Below are 14,940 nucleotides of genomic sequence, written 5' to 3' on the forward strand. Positions count from 1 at the left end.
TGTAGACTGCCTTTAGCTCATTTGCGGTTTTTAGCGATGGGGTGCAACCATCGCTGGGGTATGGCGCCCTTTCAGGGCTGGGGATCGATGGTTACGAATTTTGAACGATGGGCTGCACCCATCGCTGGGGTATGGTGCCCTTTCAGGGCTGGGGTCGGGAATTGCGATTTTTAGACGATGGGATGAATCCATCGCTGGGGTATGGTGCCACTTTGGAGCTGGGTTGGTGGAAATTATGGAACCGTATATTTTCTTTTAGCCCTGAAAGGGTATAATATTTTAGCGAGGGGTGAAGCCCCTCGGGATATATAATTGCCAACCTATAAAGCCCTGAAAGGGCGTAATCATTCCATGTCTAATCCCACACATACCGCTCGTCGTATTCCACCTGATATTTTTTAAGAAACAAACGGTATTCATCCTGAAAGGATTTTTTTCTGTGATGTTCCTTTTGATCGGCTATGTATTTAATTACCATATCTACCTGGGTTGGATTTACTGAGAACGCCCCATACCCATCCTGCCAATAGAATCTTTCCAATGATTTATCTTTTGTTTTGATCCATTTGGAAGAATGGGATTTTAATTCTTCCATTAAATTCATTAAAGTGATTTTTTTGGAAAGTTTGCAGAGAATATGAACATGGTCTGTATATCCTCCTATTTTTAACGGAATACAGTCCATTTTTTTGCATATCCCCCCAAGGTAGCTATGCAATTCGTCCTCATAGGGAGGATGTATGAAGGATTGCCGGTTTTTGGTAGAAAAAATGATATGTATATAATTTTGTACAAGAGATTGTCCCATTGCTTTTTTAGTTTATTAAAAAAAATAATAATAAATATAGCGATATATATTATAACCATATAAATAGTTTATGTTTTTATTATTGATATTATGTTAGTGACATGGTATGGCGCCCTTTCAGGGCTGGGGATCGGGGATTGTGGTTTTTAGCGATGGGATGTAGCCATCGCTGGGATATGGCGCCCTTTCAGGGCTGGGATCGGGGATGTGATTTTTGAACGATGGGATGCAACCATCGCTGGGGTATGGTGCCCTTTCAGGGCTGGGGATCGATGGTTACGATTTTTGAACGATGGGATGAATCCATCGCTGGGGTATGGTGCCCTTTCAGGGCTGGGGATCGATGGTTACGATTTTTGAACGATGAGATGAATCCATCGCTGGGGTATGGTGCCCTTTCAGGGCTGGGGATCGGGGATTGTGGTTTTTAGCGATGGGATGAACCCATCGCTGGGATATGTCGCCCTTTCAGGGCTGGAGATCGGGGATTGTGGTTTTTAGATGATGGGATGCAACCATCGCTGGGGTATGGTGCCCTTTCAGGGCTGGGATCGGGGATTGCGGTTTTTAGCGATGGGATGAACCGATCGCTGGTGTATGGCGCCCTTTCAGGGCTGGGGATCGATGGTTACGATTTTTAGACGATGGGCTGCACCCATCGCTGGGGTATGGCGCCCTTTCAGGGCTGGGGATCGATGGTTACGATTTTTGAACGATGGGATGAATCCATCGCTGGCGTATGGTGCCCTTTCAGGGCTGGGATCGGGGATGTGATTTTTGAACGATGGGATGCAACCATCGCTGGGGTATGGCGCCCTTTCAGGGCTGGGATCGGGGATTGTGGTTTTTGAACGATGGGCTGCACCCATCGCTGGGGTATGGCGCCCTTTCAGGGCTGGGATCGGGGATTGTGGTTTTTAGCGATGGGATGAACCGATCGCTGGGGTATGGTGCCCTTTCAGGGCTGGGATCGGGGATGTGATTTTTGAACGATGGGCTGCACCCATCGCTGGGGTATGGCGCCCTTTCAGGGCTAGGGATCGGTGATTGTGGTTTTTAGCGATGGGATGAACCGATCGCTGGGGTATGGCGCCCTTTCAGGGCTGGGATTGGGGATTGTGGTTTTTAGACGATGGGCTGCACCCATCGCTGGGGTATGGTGCCCTTTCAGGGCTGGGGTGGGGGGATGGGGAAATTTTTTTGGTTGGTACCTGGCTCTTCGTGACCTTGGCAGCACGTTACTTTCTGTGGCCTATGCTATCGAAAACCCATCTGTTGATCTGTTTAATGCTGTTCAGTATCTCCTTTTTACCTTCCTCGGTGGCCAGGTCGATGCCGCAAAATTTGCTGTTGCCGGTGCTGCCATAAAGGGCCAGGTAATATATGGCCGCTACATTGAGGGCCGAAATGGCGCGGAAGTTGACCCCCGTTCCTTCAAAGAGGCGGTCTGTCTGTAAAAATACTTCCTCACCGGCTTTTTCCCGCTCCTTGCCTATCTTGCCCATCAATGGATGTTTTTCGGCAATGCCCCAGCGTATCAGGCTTCGCATGGCGGCACTGCCGGACAAATTGTTGTATTGTTTTTTCAGAAAAAAGCCGATCAGATCTTCCAGTTTAAGTTTCCCATTCCCACTGACTACCTCATATATAGGCCTTACGAGCTTGATCCAGTAATCTTCGCTGACCATATACAGTTCCAGCAGGTTTTCCAGATCACCGAAGGAGGTGCTTATATCTTCCACATTGACCCCGGCCACTTCCGCTATATGGTCTGCATTTATCCGGCAGTGGCCCTCTGTTTCCAGAATCTGGCCTACTGCTGCCATCAACTTACTTTTTATATCGTTTTTATCCATTTCATCTGGGTATAATATGTTATACAAAAGGTCATCACTTGTCCCGTGACGCAGGAAACGGGATGGTATCTCGCTTGTTTAAAAAGATCTTAGCAGGTGAGGCATTTTGGCATGCTCGATTTCATCTGAGATATTAAGGCATCTCTCCTACTCATTTAATTTTCCCTAAGAGTGATGCCATTGCTATGCCCGATTGGTTACCATTTAAGACTGGCTTCTGATCTTCATGTTATTTTCTATCTTATCGAGGGCTTCAAACACCCGGTCAAAATGCCGAAATTCATGGGTGGCCATCAGGTTGAAGCGGATACGGGCATCCTTTTTGGCCACGGCAGGATACATGATGGAGTTGGCATAGATGCCTTCTTTTAGCAGCCTTTTGCCCAGTTCGAGCGTGGTATGGATATCCCCTACCTTCAGTGGCACCACCGCCGAATCTGTGGGCCCTATATTGTAGCCCCGGTCCAGAAGCCCTTTTTTGAAGTACCGGATGTTTTCCCAGAGCTTGGCCCTCCACTGTGGCTCCTCATCTATGAGTTCCAGCGCCCGGATGATGCCCATGTTGGCCGGGGTGGCTGTGGTGGAAAACAGGTGCTGCTTGGACTGGAATTTGAGGTAATTGATGATCTCCCTATCCGCTACTATGAAACCGCCGAGGCTGCCTAGTGCTTTGCTGAAGGTTCCCATAATGATGTCCACCTGGTTTATCAGGTCAAATTTTTCGACCACTCCCCTACCGGTTTCACCGACTACCCCCACCCCGTGTGCATCGTCCACGGCCAGGTAAGCGCCATATTTTCGGACCAGATATACTATGTCCCCCAGATGGGCAATGTCCCCATCCTGGGAGTAGACCCCGTCCACGATGACCATGCGGGTGCGGTAACTGCCCTGGGTATTTTTCAGAACCCTTTCGAGCATCTCCATATTATTGTGCGGAAAGGATTTTACATTGGTAAGCTGGCAGCCTTCATAGATGCTGGCATGCACGGCCATATCCAGTATCGCCAGGTCCTCTTTCTTCAGCAGGCACTGGAATGTGGCACTGTTTGCTGTATAGCCTGTATTGTAGAGAATGGCCTCCTCGCGGTTAAAAAACCGAGCGATTTTCTTTTCCAGTTCGCTGTGATAGGAAAAATGTCCTCCTATAGCCGGCGAAGCGGCTGCCCCTGCACCATATTTACTGATGGATTCGATAATGGCCAGCTTGATGAGCGGATGCTGTGTAAATCCCAGATAGTCATTGGACACAAAGCTGGTGGCAAGGGAAAAAGCATCTTTGCCCGGCAGCTTCAACATCAGCTCCGGGCCACAGCCGGTGGCGGTTTCTATCCTGTAATTAAGGTAATCCCGCTCCCTGAGATAATCCAGGTAGGTTCCAAAATAGCTTGCAGTCGCCTTAAAGTCTTTGCCGGGGATGTTTTCAAAATCTTTAAAACTAGCATGGGTAAAATTTAAAGTATCCATAATATAAAAATTAAGTTAAAAGATAATTTCAGCATAATTTAATCATAATTTATTTAATAATGATTAAATATTAAAAAAAAATTTTCAGTAAGCACAAAACACAAAGTACTAAAGTTCAATGCGGTAAGTGAAAATCACTTATTGATTACCGTAAAGAAGCATTTTTAAAGTAAATACAAATGAATAAAACTTAATGCAGTGGTGGATTTCAACAAAATAAGTATTATTATTGTATAACCTTAAACCCATCCACATGCATGAAAGACCAACCTGTCATTGAAGACCAGATCCTAGAATTAATGCACGAAAGGCTAAAGGATCTTATGGGCAAGGTGAAAAGTTTACAGGTGGCCATAGCAGCCATGGAACAGACTAGAAACGGCAGCCCATCTTTTAACGGCACCCATATTCCTGATTCCCAGACACCCAAACTCCAACCCATTTCCACCTATAACAGTGACATGAAGCTGGATGAAAAAATAGCCTATGCGCTTTCCAAACTGGACAAGGCTACCAAGAAAGAAATAGTAGGTAAAATCGTGGAAGCAGAACCTGAAACCAATATTGACAAGCTGGACAGTAATATAGCTGTGCGGCTATCTTTCCTTCTAAAAGAGCAGCAGATCAGCGGGATAAAGCAGGGCCGGGTATACCATTACTCTTTGATACCGGCTTCCTGAAGCTCAGTCCATATACATTTCCACCTGAGCTTCAGGAATACCAGAAAACAGGGAAAATTCTTCCACTGTGACGAACTGATCCGGGGATTTATTCAATAAAACCCTGATCTTGCTCAATACCTTCTGTCCATACCGCTCGCTCCTTCCGGTAATGCGCTGTATGTCTTTGGCATATATGACACATCTTTTTTTGATCATATGATATAGTATGATAGGAAATGGGATGATTTGTAATGGGGATAAAGTCCTCAGTTCGGTGAGGGGGAGCTGTGCATGTACCATTCCATACTCCCGGCCATCAGGTTTCTGAATATGGCAAAGCACTGCAGGATTTTCCCTATATGCTGTTTCCGGTAGCGGATGACCTTGACTTCCTCTCTCAGGTAGCGGGCTGCCGTGGCTGCCATGGCTGCTGTTATCTCTTTTTTGTCCTTTCTGTCGGCCGCCTTAATACCGGCCATGCACCAGGTGTCCAGCAGCTCCAGGTATTGGAGACAGTGTTTTTTCTGCGTATTCAGGGAATGCCAGATCTCCCACCATACCGCAGGTCTGTCCCCGTAGACTACCTCTACCAGCCCATATGCCAGCGGCCCCATATCCGGCGGACAGGGACAGGCATCCATATCCCTTTTGTGCCCCGATTTCATTCTCTGCTCGAGATGCGCAAGCACCAGTACGCCCAGCTGCCGGAGGGCTTCTTCCCTGAATGCCTCATAGCCCAGGTCCCAAAGCAGTCTGAAAGCTGCTGCGGGTGAAGGGATGATGGCCCCTGTATTTCCCTGGAGGATGAGCAGAAAAAGGTTGCGCTGTTCTTGCCAATACTGCTCATGGTCAGGGCCGCTGTGTTTTTCCATCAGGTGCAGCAGGGCGTACAGTTTTGCGATCACTAACAGTTTTCTGAAGGATATATCGGGGTATATATTGGCCGGAAGCAGGCTTAGCCCCTGTTTTCTGAACTTCTCCTGTTCATCCGGCTGGCTCAACAGGCCTATATCTGCCAACCAGCCGGTCACCTCATCGTGGGCGAGACCTGCCCAGGGGTGCTGCCTTCCGGCAATACGTAGCCGGGCTTTACGCGGGAGGGCACCGGTCCTGTCCGCGCTGCTCAGGTATCTTGAAAAAGTCTTTCGGGAAATGTTCATCAGCGAGGCCAGCTGGTTTAAGTGCAAGAGCTGCCGGAGACTAGGTTCCATTTTTATGAGTTGGGGATAGGCCTCTGAGTGGTGCTTCCGCTGCCAGTTGGCCCAGTCCCTGTCATCTTTGGCAGCCTTTAACAGCAATTTTTTAAACAGGGGGACAAATTCCGGCACCTGATCCAGAAGGGCCTGTTTGGCAGGACCGCTGATGTGCAGCATCACCGTGCTGCCGATGGACTCCCAGTAATGCATGCCCGGGGCCCCAGAAAAGTACGCATCCCTGTCAAAGGGCAACTGGCCCTGAAAATACAGCTGTTGCAGTTTCCCTTCGTACGCACGCCCCATCAGGCCCTTCACGATATACCTAAACCCTTTTTCTTTTTCTCCGGCCTTCATCAATATGGAACGGTGGCCCAGAAAACTGACCTCCAGAAAGGGGGCTGCGGCCCTATAGAACCGGATATCCAGTGGCAAAAGGGCATCCATAGCCGGTTTTACCAGCATCATATACTGTAATACATTATTTGCCATTTACATACTCACATTAAGAAACGGTACAACTTTTCCATTAAGTTAAATTTGAATTAATACAACTTAATTTATTTTTCCAAACATTAAAGATTATATTTTTAGTCTTTGGCCTAAATGGGACATTTGAGACAATGTCCCAAAATAACAAAAAATACCCTGATTTTATTTTTAAAGCCATTTTTACCTACTAACTTTCCTATCAGCAATAATAAAAAAAATTTCGAAACTATTAATATTAATAAAATGAACACCTTAAACTTAACACATATCTATCATATCTGTACCCTGATCTTGGTCATGATGTTAGGCTATACCGGCATGGCCAAGCTGGTAGACTTTAAAGGCTTCCGCTCGGCGGTGCTGAACCAGCCCTTTCCCAGTGAATGGGGGGAACGGATCGCGGTGGGGGTGCCGGCAGCGGAACTGCTGCTGGTGGGTCTGCTGCTGTTTGACAGCACCCGGCTGGCGGGGCTGGTCGGTTCCCTGGTGCTGATGACCGCCTTTACGGTCTATGTGGGCCTGATCTGGATCGGGGCATTTGAAAGGACTCCCTGCGGCTGCGCCGGGATACTGGATGCACTGGGCTGGGGCGAGCATCTGGCGGTGAATCTGGTATTCGTAGGGATAAGTGTGGTGGGGATATATGTATATAGAAAGTAGGTTCAGAGGTTCAAATGTTCAGGGTTCAAGAGTTCAATGTTCAAGAGTTCAGGGTTCAAATGTTCAAGTGTTCAATGTTCAGAGGATCAAAATCTTAAAGGTTCAAATGTTCAGAGTTTAAAGTTCAAAATGTTTAAGGTTCAATAGTTCAAAGGTTAAAGGGTTCAAATGGTGTCTGCTATGGCTATAAAAAATTTTGAAGAACTGGAGATTTGGAAGGAGGCAAGGGAACTTGCCAAAGTCGTAAGGGAACTTACGAAAGAAGGGGATTTTAAAACAGATTACCGTTTCAGTAACCAAATGAATGCTGCTGCGGGATCGGTGATGGACAATATAGCAGAGGGATTTGACAGGGATGGAAACAAAGAGTTTATCCAGTTTCTATATATAGCGAAAGGGTCCAATGGAGAATTAAGGGCCCAATCCTATCGGGCCTATGACGCACAGTTTATTGCTGAGGAAGTGTTCGAAAATCTACTATTGAGAACTGCCTCCCTTAAATACAAACTCAACAGACTGATTACCTACCTAAAAAGTAGCGAATATAAAGGAAATAAATATGCAGAGAGGAAGTAAAATCAGGATGATCAAGGGTTCAAGAGTTCAAAGGTTCAAAGGTTCAAAGGTTCAAGGTTCAAGTGTTCAGAGCTTAGATCGTAGCCCTGAACGCGTAGCTGAACGGCGAAGCCTTGAACTGCGAAGCTGAACTTCTGAACGCGATGCTGAACGGCGAAGCTGAACCATTATAGCTGAACAATGAAGTTGAATAATAAAAAATTGGCCTTTGGGTCAACTCCGTCTCTTCTGGGAGTGAGGGTCAGAAGCTCACTGTGCCGGATGGAGTAATAAGGGGGACGTCGAAAACCCTTAAAACAGAGTAGACTAATAACCAAAACGTTTTTACTGTCTTTTTTGATTGTTAAAAAAAGAAGAACATTATGATCAATTTACTAAAAAAAGTTCAAGTAGTGGCATTAGCACTTGCAGCGGCAGCGGCATTTGCATTTAATATGCCGGAACAAGGGACATTAAAGGGTCAGGTTAGTGAAGGAGTATGGGTGGATCTATCTCCTAATGATTTGTATGAATGTAACCCTGATGCAACCATTTGTACAGCCAGGTTCAATGATCAGGGAGAAATGATTAGCCAGGTATCCGGCCAATTTATTCAACTTTAATGTAATAAGGCTTGGAGGTCCTCCAAGCCTATTTCTCTATTCTTTTACCTTGGGTTTTGTGCGATACCGCTTAACAGTATTTCATCTTCGGGAATAGGAAAAGCATATCGGAGATCGTGAGGCTGCAGATCAAAATTTCCATCAGGGGTGTTCCTAGTCAAAGTCACTTCTTCTCCCGGTAATAAATTGTATCTTTTCAAATCACCCCACCTAATACCCCGAAGCAACAGTTGTTTTCTTCTTTCCTTTTTAACCATTTGTAAGGCTTCACCATCATTGCTATATACTAACGGCTCAAACATTCCTGAAACAAATCTTTTTTCCAAGAGCTTATTAATTGTCTCCACTGCAAGTTCTCCTTGGTTTAATCTGGCGTGACATTCTGCTTTGTTCAAATACAGCTCATCCGTAGCCAATCCTCCAAATAAGCGGACCTGAAAGGAATATTGCCCTTTAAATGCATAGCCTTCTCCCCTTTTGAAAAAGAATAGGGATTTCCGAAGATCATAGGGTTCATAAAGTCCAACAAGATCCGGTACTACTTCTGCACCAGCATTAAAAAAATAAAATGTGGCGAACAAAAGATCACTGTAGAATATAACTTCTTCAAATTGATTTACAAAAGGCCTAGCGGGTACTGAATTTACTGCATTATAATCCAGAATTTCATTTCGGTAAGTCAGAGCCAAATCAGCATAATTTAAAGATTCCTGAAAGAATCCCATATAAAGATACACCCTGGAAAGCATGGCTGAGGCTGCAGGTTTAGTGGGCCTGGTTACAAAAGATGAGCTTGTCCCTAATAAGGATTCAGCTTCCTGAAGATCATTAATGATCAATGCAAAAGTTTCCTTAAGATTGGCTCTTGAGTTGGGCTGATCTATAACGGGAGAGGTCCTTAATGGCAAACCCAACAATTCCTCTGCTTTTCCCTTATCATATCCCAAACAAAATTGTCGCGCCAGGGAGAAATAAGCATAGGCTCTATAAAACAAAGCACTTCCTTTTAAATCCTTCCATTCAAGACTTGATTTTTCTGCCTCCCCAAACTTTTCCAATTCAAATAATACCGTATTCGCATATAAAATCTGTGAAAATGGAAGGGTCCAATCTATAATAGAAGGTGTATCATATATTTGCGGATCCCAGATATAAATATTTTTGTTTATCGGAGTAAGCGTATTGTACAGGCTTTCTCTGATCAATATATCATCTGAAGCCCCTTCCAAGTAAGTAGGTTCCTGATTCATTGCCTGTGTATTATTATCCAGTAAAGCCCTTAATTCTTCCAATGAATTTGGAGTGATCAGAGCTTGGTCTGGCTTTTGGTTAAGAAAATCTTCACAACCTACCAGCATAAAAGCTCCAAAAATAAGGAGCCGATAGTTTATATATTTTTTCATTTTATTATTGTTTATTTAGTTGAACGATTAGTGGGGTGGCTTCATCTATGAGCCAAATGTAAGAGATGAGGGAAATGTCCCCCCACCTTAAAAATTTACTCTGGCGCCAAGGGTAAAGCTCCTTAAAGGTTTCATGGACCGAAAGTCAGGATCTAAAGGGTCATCCGAAGCCTTCCAAATCATGCCTATATTATTAACATATCCATAAATCTCCATGCTGTTAAAGGGCAATGGTGTCCATGACTTCTTGTCCAATAAATACGCTATGTTGATATCCTGAAAACGGACATGATCCCCCTTTTCAACCAGACTTTCAGAAAATGCATGGAAATTATCCCTTTGGATGCTCCTATTTTCCGGGGTGGCTGGAATTTGGGTAAACTGTTCATCACCGGGCTGTCTCCATCTTTCCGAATAGTCACCATGTGCGAGCAAGCCTGTTAGGACGTTTTCATAACGCACAGATTCCCTTCTATAATAATATCCAAACCTGTAGCTTATATTAAAGGAAAGCGTTAAAGGACCATATCCAAAAGTATTGCGGACGGCCCCAAATACCGTGGGACGTGAGGGACCATGGTATTGAATACTTTGAGGTCTGGCCGCACCTAAAATCGCTCCGTAATCGCTGCTGATTTCTCCATCCAAATACCCAAGTGGAGCTCCGGTATCCGGATCAAGCCCTGCCCAAGGCAGACTATAGACAGCAAACAAAGGTTTTCCTGCCATTGGTGTGATGATTACAGTTGAACCGGCACCACTTCCCTGTGAAAGATATTGAAAAGCCGTTCCCTCAACTTCATAGTCTAAAACTTTTTCATTGACATGAGAGAGTAGTATATCTGTTCTCCAATGAAACCTACCAGTCAGATTTTGGCTTCCTATCTGGAAATCAAAACCCTTTGTACTTGTATTAGCAAAGTTGCCTCTATAATTGCTTAAGCCAGTACTGGGGGCAAAAGGTCGGTCACCTATTAGATCCGTGCCGTTTTTGGTGTAAAACTCAAACGATCCGGAGAACCTGCCTGATGCATTTTCAAAATCAAGAGCTAAATTAAGAATCTTAATCCTTTCCCACCGAAGTTCCGGATTAGCGGCAGTCATTAAGGTCGCCTCTCTAAGACCAGTGAACCTACCGGTACCAAATATTCTGGCAGTGGTGAGGGCCGAGACACTTTTGTCCACATTTCCATTTTCCCCATAGGTGCCCCTAAACCTAGCATAGCTCGTCCAAGGATAAAAGCTTTCTTCACTCAATATCCATCCCAATCCCATTGACCATAGCGGAACCCATTTTTGATTGGTCTCTACTCCAAAAAGGTTGGATGCATCCCTACGGGCACTCCCAGTTAAGGTGTATCTATGCCGGTATGTATAAGAAATATTTGAATAATAACTTACAAAATTATCAATTTGCCCCGTTGAGGATGTATTGAAAGGTATTTGTATTCTTGCCGCAGGATTTGAAAATTGTGGGTATAGGTTAACAAAATCAACCGGATTGTTTGCTCCTGTCAAAGGATCATATCCATAATATCTGTTAGAATACCTGGTGCTGTTCAGGGATCTTATTTCATATCCGCCCATTGAAGTCAACTCGTGTCCCTCTTTCCAGCTATTAGAATAGTTCAGCTGCCCTCTCCAGTTATAACTGGAAGCCGAACGGTTAGCTAAATCTAAAATACCACCTACTGGAATAGGATAGCTCAACTGTCCATTCCCATCCAACTGTGTAAGTTGATTTACAAGATTGCGCGTAAAATAACTTTCTGCAGAGGAGAAATCCTTGTTCAGGGTGTTATTGTTCCAATACTGGTATAAAACTTCTGCCTTGATGTTGGGATGGAACTGATAGCTCATATTCACATTTAACCTTAAATCATTAGCAGAGGTAGTGTTTTCAATTTGCTGTATTTCATTTAGCGGATATAGGTTCCAGGGTAATAAACCGGCAGCTTCTGCCTCCCTCTTAAAAGAATCCCTGATATCACTGACCACCGGCAGGTTTATACCCTGCCCATCCCGCCATTGGGCATAGGGATAAGGTCTTAGACTTACAGTGGACATCCTGAAAGCATCTGGTCCCGGATTTCCCATATTTCTGTTGGTCCTGATGAAATTTATCCCTGTACCAATATTCAGCTTATCATTCAAAGCCAAAAAATTTTGATTTGCCTGAATGGATATCCTTTCAAAACTGTTCTCTCTCAGATTTTCTATATTTTTGTCATACCCTGCTGAAAGACTGTAATTATGTGAGGAGGAACCTCCTCTGATCCCGAAAGAATGCTGTTGTAATATACTTTCCCTATGCAAATAATCCCTCATGTCATTCCGGACATCAAGCTGCCCGAGCTGGGCGAGTTGGGCACTCGCCTGATCCGAGGAAATTAAATTGTCTCTTTCCAGAATCATAATTTCCACAGCTGGAGTCAAGGGAAGTCTGGAGGGGCTATTTTCAGTGGGTGCATAGAATCCTGTCTCAAACAGATGTCTTTCCATTTCCAAAAACTCAGTGGTAGACATTAAAGGCCTGTAAAAAGGGTCAGGGCGTTGTCCCATCGTCACATTGGAATTGACTGTAATCTGCGGTGCTCCTTTTATCCCTTTTTTGGTAGTGATCACAATAACGCCATTACCAGCTTTGGCACCCCATATAGAGGCAGCGGCTGCATCCCGCAACACAGTGACCGATTCTACGTCATTTGGATTGATGTTTTCCAATGGTCCGTCATAGGGAAAATTATCTATGACAATAAGGGGTTGGGAATTGGAATAAATACTATTGCGACCGCGTATGCTTATCCTGTCCGAGGCAGGTCCTATACGGTTAAACACTAAACCTGGAGTGATATCTTCTAACCTTTCCAATAAATTGGTGCTTATCCTTCTGTTCAATAATGCTTGATCAATATGTACAAATGACCCGGTAGCTCTTTCTTTTGACAAAGTTTGATATCCTGTTGAAATAACTTCTACTTCACCAAGCTGCATTTCATCTGGTCTGAGATAGACCATTAATGGCTCCTCCACAGGGACCGTTACACCTATTTCCCGTTTCCCAAAACCCATCGCTGAAATATAAAGGAGGTATTGACCTTCATCCAGATGTAAGGCAAAATAGCCCTCATTATCGGTAATGGTTCCCTGGTTTGGATTCAGCATGACAGCAACTCCCGGTATTGGACTTTCGTTTTCTGAGGATAGCACTCTTCCGTTTACGGTATAGGCTGTATCCTGCAAAGCGAAAACACTTCCTGAACACAACATTACCAAACATATAAGTAAATTTATTTTCATAATAGTTAAGGTTTGGATTGAGAATTTAAATGTTTTTGAATGGTACTTATAAGCCCTTTGGTACCAATTTTTAATCCTGGTATAGCTATTATTTCCCCATCTGGGCCCAATAGCACCTGACTGGGATATCCTTTTAGATGGTAGAATCGAAGAAATGGGTGATTAGGTGTGCCTGCCCACAGATTAATGGCCCTATGATCTGTGTATTGCTTTGAAGAAAGGCTATGATGCCACACTTGGTCATCAGTATCTGAGGAGATGATTACTACTTTTAAATCAGGTGTGGTCTTAAAGGTATCCAATAGTGTGTCCAATGTTCTTTTATAATAATTGGATGATGCCGAACAGCCGGTAAAATAAGTGCTGACAAGAACATAGTGGCCACGCAGGTCATCCAGCTTCAACGAATCTCCCTCAGGAGTCTGAAAGTTAAAACCTGTCACCTCCGTACCGGGCCTAAACTTAACTAGAAAATCTTCCGTGATTTTCTTGGTTTCTGGGTGCCTTATTTTTTTTGCCATCTCTGCCAGATCATAGTATGGTATCCTCCCTTGTCTATATTTCCAGAATATATCCATCATCAGAAGTTGGTCCTTTAGGTTTGCAGTAAGGGCTAAATCATCCAGACCCTCTCCTATTTTAAAAGTGGAGAATTGAGTCAAAAGGGTAAAAAGAGCTTTGACATAAGGAGAATGATGGGATGGGTCATCATAAGTAGTCAATAATGGCAGGAATTTATCAATTGCCAATTGGTCAATTTCTCTTGAGAGCTGATCATTACCTTCCTGAATCGCATAATCCTTGGTTCGGGCCAAAGATTGGAGGTCAGTGTTATAGGACTCCGCTAAATCATGGGCCAATAGGTATTTAAGATGACGGTCTTTGATATGACCATATTCAGGTAGGTCAGCCAGCTGATGGGTTTTAAAGGAATCCCATTCCTCCTTAAATTTTAAAAACATGGACATGGCATCAGGCTCCTGGATATCTACTTCCCTTCCGAAACCATGAAGCTGTTGGTTCTGATGTGCCTTTAACTGCTCTTCATCATCAAAAAGACTGGAAGGATTTCTGATCAGAAAACTTACCGGTTTGGAAAAAATGTTTTTCTTATTCATCCTCTTCCTGTCTTCCTGATATTGGAAGGATGCCTCTGAAGGCCCTGAAAACACTCTAACATGTGTATGAGTATCTAGGTATACCTTGATGCTGTCCCCTGGGAAAAGCACGAATTGATTGAGTAAGTCAGTTTCAAGTGAGGAGATACTAATTACAGTAGGGTAACTCAAATTACCATCCCACCTAAAAGTATAATTGCCCAGCGTTCCATCGGATAATTTTCCTGGTAATAAAGTGATGTATTCTAAAACGGAAACAGGTGCATCATTCTGTAGATCGAGAGGATTCTCCCAATATTTAACTTCAAATTGAGATAGCGCTTTCCTTGACTTTATCTCCCCATACACCACCACCGGTGCCCCTTCCACAGCGGAAGGGACTGGGGGGTGACCGGCAACTTTCTGCCCGTATAAATCCTTCCCGAAAAGGCATAGCAGTGCCAGGAAGAAAAAGATGTTTCTTTTTTTCATAGTGTGTTATTTAGAAATTATCGGTATTGTATTACTCTATTTGCAATTAGAAAGTACCGCCCCACGGGGTTGGTCGGTTTGGTTTTCCTGGGGGGGTATCGTTAACCAGTGAGGAAAATTGTGGGGCGGGTTTTCAATTGTTTGGTTGTTATGTCATGGTTGATGAATGATGATTGATGATTGATGGATAAGGGTTTATGGCTCATCATAATGTAACCTCCCGTACGTCACCTCGACCGACTCCCCTACGCTGTGACCTCGACCGGAGCGGAGAGGTATCCTATACGGATCCTCCATACGACGTCACCCCGAAACCCTTACCCAGGACCCTA

The 14,940-nt window shown here is 44.4% G+C and carries 15 protein-coding genes; 7 read left to right on the forward strand and 8 right to left on the reverse strand.

Annotation, left to right across the window (positions count from 1 at the left end; translation table 11 throughout):
* Nucleotides 1-355 precede the first annotated feature (355 nt).
* The gene (tnpA, locus tag EL17_RS21740) at nt 356-808 is read right to left on the reverse strand and encodes an IS200/IS605 family transposase (protein ID WP_035079657.1); all 453 of its coding nucleotides are present in this window, start codon (nt 806-808) and stop codon (nt 356-358) included.
* Nucleotides 809-1,029: 221 nt separating this feature from the next.
* Here tnpA and EL17_RS21745 point away from each other — a divergent pair, with 221 nt between their 5' ends.
* The 3 genes from EL17_RS21745 (at nt 1,030) to EL17_RS23715 (ending at nt 1,659) form a co-directional block, all read left to right on the forward strand.
* The gene (locus EL17_RS21745) at nt 1,030-1,239 is read left to right on the forward strand and encodes a hypothetical protein (protein WP_035079660.1); all 210 of its coding nucleotides are present in this window, start codon (nt 1,030-1,032) and stop codon (nt 1,237-1,239) included.
* 78 nt (nt 1,240-1,317) lie between these two features.
* Complete coding sequence (locus EL17_RS24230) at nt 1,318-1,449, forward strand: hypothetical protein (protein WP_262482697.1); 132 nt, start codon at nt 1,318-1,320, stop codon at nt 1,447-1,449.
* A 3-nt stretch (nt 1,450-1,452) separates the two neighbouring features.
* Complete coding sequence (locus EL17_RS23715) at nt 1,453-1,659, forward strand: hypothetical protein (RefSeq protein WP_164675219.1); 207 nt, start codon at nt 1,453-1,455, stop codon at nt 1,657-1,659.
* Nucleotides 1,660-2,046: 387 nt separating this feature from the next.
* Here the strand turns inward: EL17_RS23715 and EL17_RS21755 are convergent, their stop codons facing one another.
* Nucleotides 2,047-2,664, reverse strand: a complete 618-nt coding sequence (locus tag EL17_RS21755; protein WP_035079665.1) for a TetR/AcrR family transcriptional regulator — start codon at nt 2,662-2,664, stop codon at nt 2,047-2,049.
* A gap of 204 nt (nt 2,665-2,868) precedes the next feature.
* Nucleotides 2,869-4,131 carry an aminotransferase class I/II-fold pyridoxal phosphate-dependent enzyme gene (locus EL17_RS21760; RefSeq protein WP_035079668.1) on the reverse strand — a complete coding sequence of 421 codons (1,263 nt, stop codon included), beginning with the start codon at nt 4,129-4,131 and terminating at the stop codon, nt 2,869-2,871.
* Between the two features lie 257 nt (nt 4,132-4,388).
* On the opposite strand from EL17_RS21760, the gene EL17_RS21765 reads away from it, so the two are divergent.
* Nucleotides 4,389-4,811, forward strand: a complete 423-nt coding sequence (locus EL17_RS21765) for a hypothetical protein (protein ID WP_035079671.1) — start codon at nt 4,389-4,391, stop codon at nt 4,809-4,811.
* Between the two features lie 3 nt (nt 4,812-4,814).
* On the opposite strand, the gene EL17_RS21770 is transcribed toward EL17_RS21765, so the two are convergent.
* Entirely contained in the window at nt 4,815-5,009 is a 195-nt protein-coding gene (locus EL17_RS21770) for a hypothetical protein (RefSeq protein WP_035079674.1), read from the reverse strand.
* Nucleotides 5,010-5,059: 50 nt separating this feature from the next.
* Nucleotides 5,060-6,478: an isoprenoid biosynthesis enzyme family protein gene (locus tag EL17_RS21775; protein WP_035079677.1), complete on the reverse strand. Its 1,419-nt coding sequence runs from the start codon at nt 6,476-6,478 to the stop codon at nt 5,060-5,062.
* A gap of 123 nt (nt 6,479-6,601) precedes the next feature.
* Between EL17_RS21775 and EL17_RS22935 the strand changes: the two genes are divergently transcribed.
* The 3 genes from EL17_RS22935 (at nt 6,602) to EL17_RS21790 (ending at nt 8,316) form a co-directional block, all read left to right on the forward strand.
* Nucleotides 6,602-7,138 (forward strand): MauE/DoxX family redox-associated membrane protein, encoded by a 537-nt coding sequence (locus EL17_RS22935; protein ID WP_164675220.1) that lies wholly within the window; start codon nt 6,602-6,604, stop codon nt 7,136-7,138.
* Between the two features lie 180 nt (nt 7,139-7,318).
* Nucleotides 7,319-7,714: a four helix bundle protein gene (locus tag EL17_RS21785; protein ID WP_035079691.1), complete on the forward strand. Its 396-nt coding sequence runs from the start codon at nt 7,319-7,321 to the stop codon at nt 7,712-7,714.
* Between the two features lie 362 nt (nt 7,715-8,076).
* Nucleotides 8,077-8,316: a hypothetical protein gene (locus EL17_RS21790; protein WP_035079681.1), complete on the forward strand. Its 240-nt coding sequence runs from the start codon at nt 8,077-8,079 to the stop codon at nt 8,314-8,316.
* Between the two features lie 44 nt (nt 8,317-8,360).
* Here the strand turns inward: EL17_RS21790 and EL17_RS21795 are convergent, their stop codons facing one another.
* The 3 genes from EL17_RS21795 to EL17_RS21805 form a co-directional block, all read right to left on the reverse strand.
* The gene (locus tag EL17_RS21795; protein WP_051720341.1) at nt 8,361-9,719 is read right to left on the reverse strand and encodes a RagB/SusD family nutrient uptake outer membrane protein; all 1,359 of its coding nucleotides are present in this window, start codon (nt 9,717-9,719) and stop codon (nt 8,361-8,363) included.
* Between the two features lie 87 nt (nt 9,720-9,806).
* Nucleotides 9,807-13,019: a SusC/RagA family TonB-linked outer membrane protein gene (locus EL17_RS21800; protein WP_084166320.1), complete on the reverse strand. Its 3,213-nt coding sequence runs from the start codon at nt 13,017-13,019 to the stop codon at nt 9,807-9,809.
* A gap of 5 nt (nt 13,020-13,024) precedes the next feature.
* Nucleotides 13,025-14,608 (reverse strand): TlpA family protein disulfide reductase, encoded by a 1,584-nt coding sequence (locus tag EL17_RS21805; RefSeq protein WP_035079685.1) that lies wholly within the window; start codon nt 14,606-14,608, stop codon nt 13,025-13,027.
* Nucleotides 14,609-14,940 lie beyond the last annotated feature (332 nt).

Source organism: Anditalea andensis, assembly GCF_000714815.1.
Taxonomy (GTDB): Bacteria; Bacteroidota; Bacteroidia; order Cytophagales; family Cyclobacteriaceae; genus Anditalea; species Anditalea andensis.

Bases quoted from the DNA above. Each gene is read 5' to 3' on its own strand.
- EL17_RS23715 (WP_164675219.1), top strand. From the start codon at position 1,453: ATGGGCTGCACCCATCGCTGGGGTATGGCGCCCTTTCAGGGCTGGGGA.
- EL17_RS21745 (WP_035079660.1), top strand. From the start codon at position 1,030: ATGGGATGCAACCATCGCTGGGGTATGGTGCCCTTTCAGGGCTGGGGA.
- EL17_RS21760 (WP_035079668.1), bottom strand. From the start codon at position 4,131: ATGGATACTTTAAATTTTACCCATGCTAGTTTTAAAGATTTTGAAAAC.
- EL17_RS21775 (WP_035079677.1), bottom strand. From the start codon at position 6,478: ATGGCAAATAATGTATTACAGTATATGATGCTGGTAAAACCGGCTATG.
- EL17_RS21785 (WP_035079691.1), top strand. From the start codon at position 7,319: ATGGCTATAAAAAATTTTGAAGAACTGGAGATTTGGAAGGAGGCAAGG.
- tnpA (WP_035079657.1), bottom strand. From the start codon at position 808: ATGGGACAATCTCTTGTACAAAATTATATACATATCATTTTTTCTACC.
- EL17_RS21770 (WP_035079674.1), bottom strand. From the start codon at position 5,009: ATGATCAAAAAAAGATGTGTCATATATGCCAAAGACATACAGCGCATT.
- EL17_RS21790 (WP_035079681.1), top strand. From the start codon at position 8,077: ATGATCAATTTACTAAAAAAAGTTCAAGTAGTGGCATTAGCACTTGCA.
- EL17_RS21805 (WP_035079685.1), bottom strand. From the start codon at position 14,608: ATGAAAAAAAGAAACATCTTTTTCTTCCTGGCACTGCTATGCCTTTTC.
- EL17_RS21755 (WP_035079665.1), bottom strand. From the start codon at position 2,664: ATGGATAAAAACGATATAAAAAGTAAGTTGATGGCAGCAGTAGGCCAG.
- EL17_RS24230 (WP_262482697.1), top strand. From the start codon at position 1,318: ATGCAACCATCGCTGGGGTATGGTGCCCTTTCAGGGCTGGGATCGGGG.
- EL17_RS21800 (WP_084166320.1), bottom strand. From the start codon at position 13,019: ATGAAAATAAATTTACTTATATGTTTGGTAATGTTGTGTTCAGGAAGT.
- EL17_RS21765 (WP_035079671.1), top strand. From the start codon at position 4,389: ATGAAAGACCAACCTGTCATTGAAGACCAGATCCTAGAATTAATGCAC.
- EL17_RS21795 (WP_051720341.1), bottom strand. From the start codon at position 9,719: ATGAAAAAATATATAAACTATCGGCTCCTTATTTTTGGAGCTTTTATG.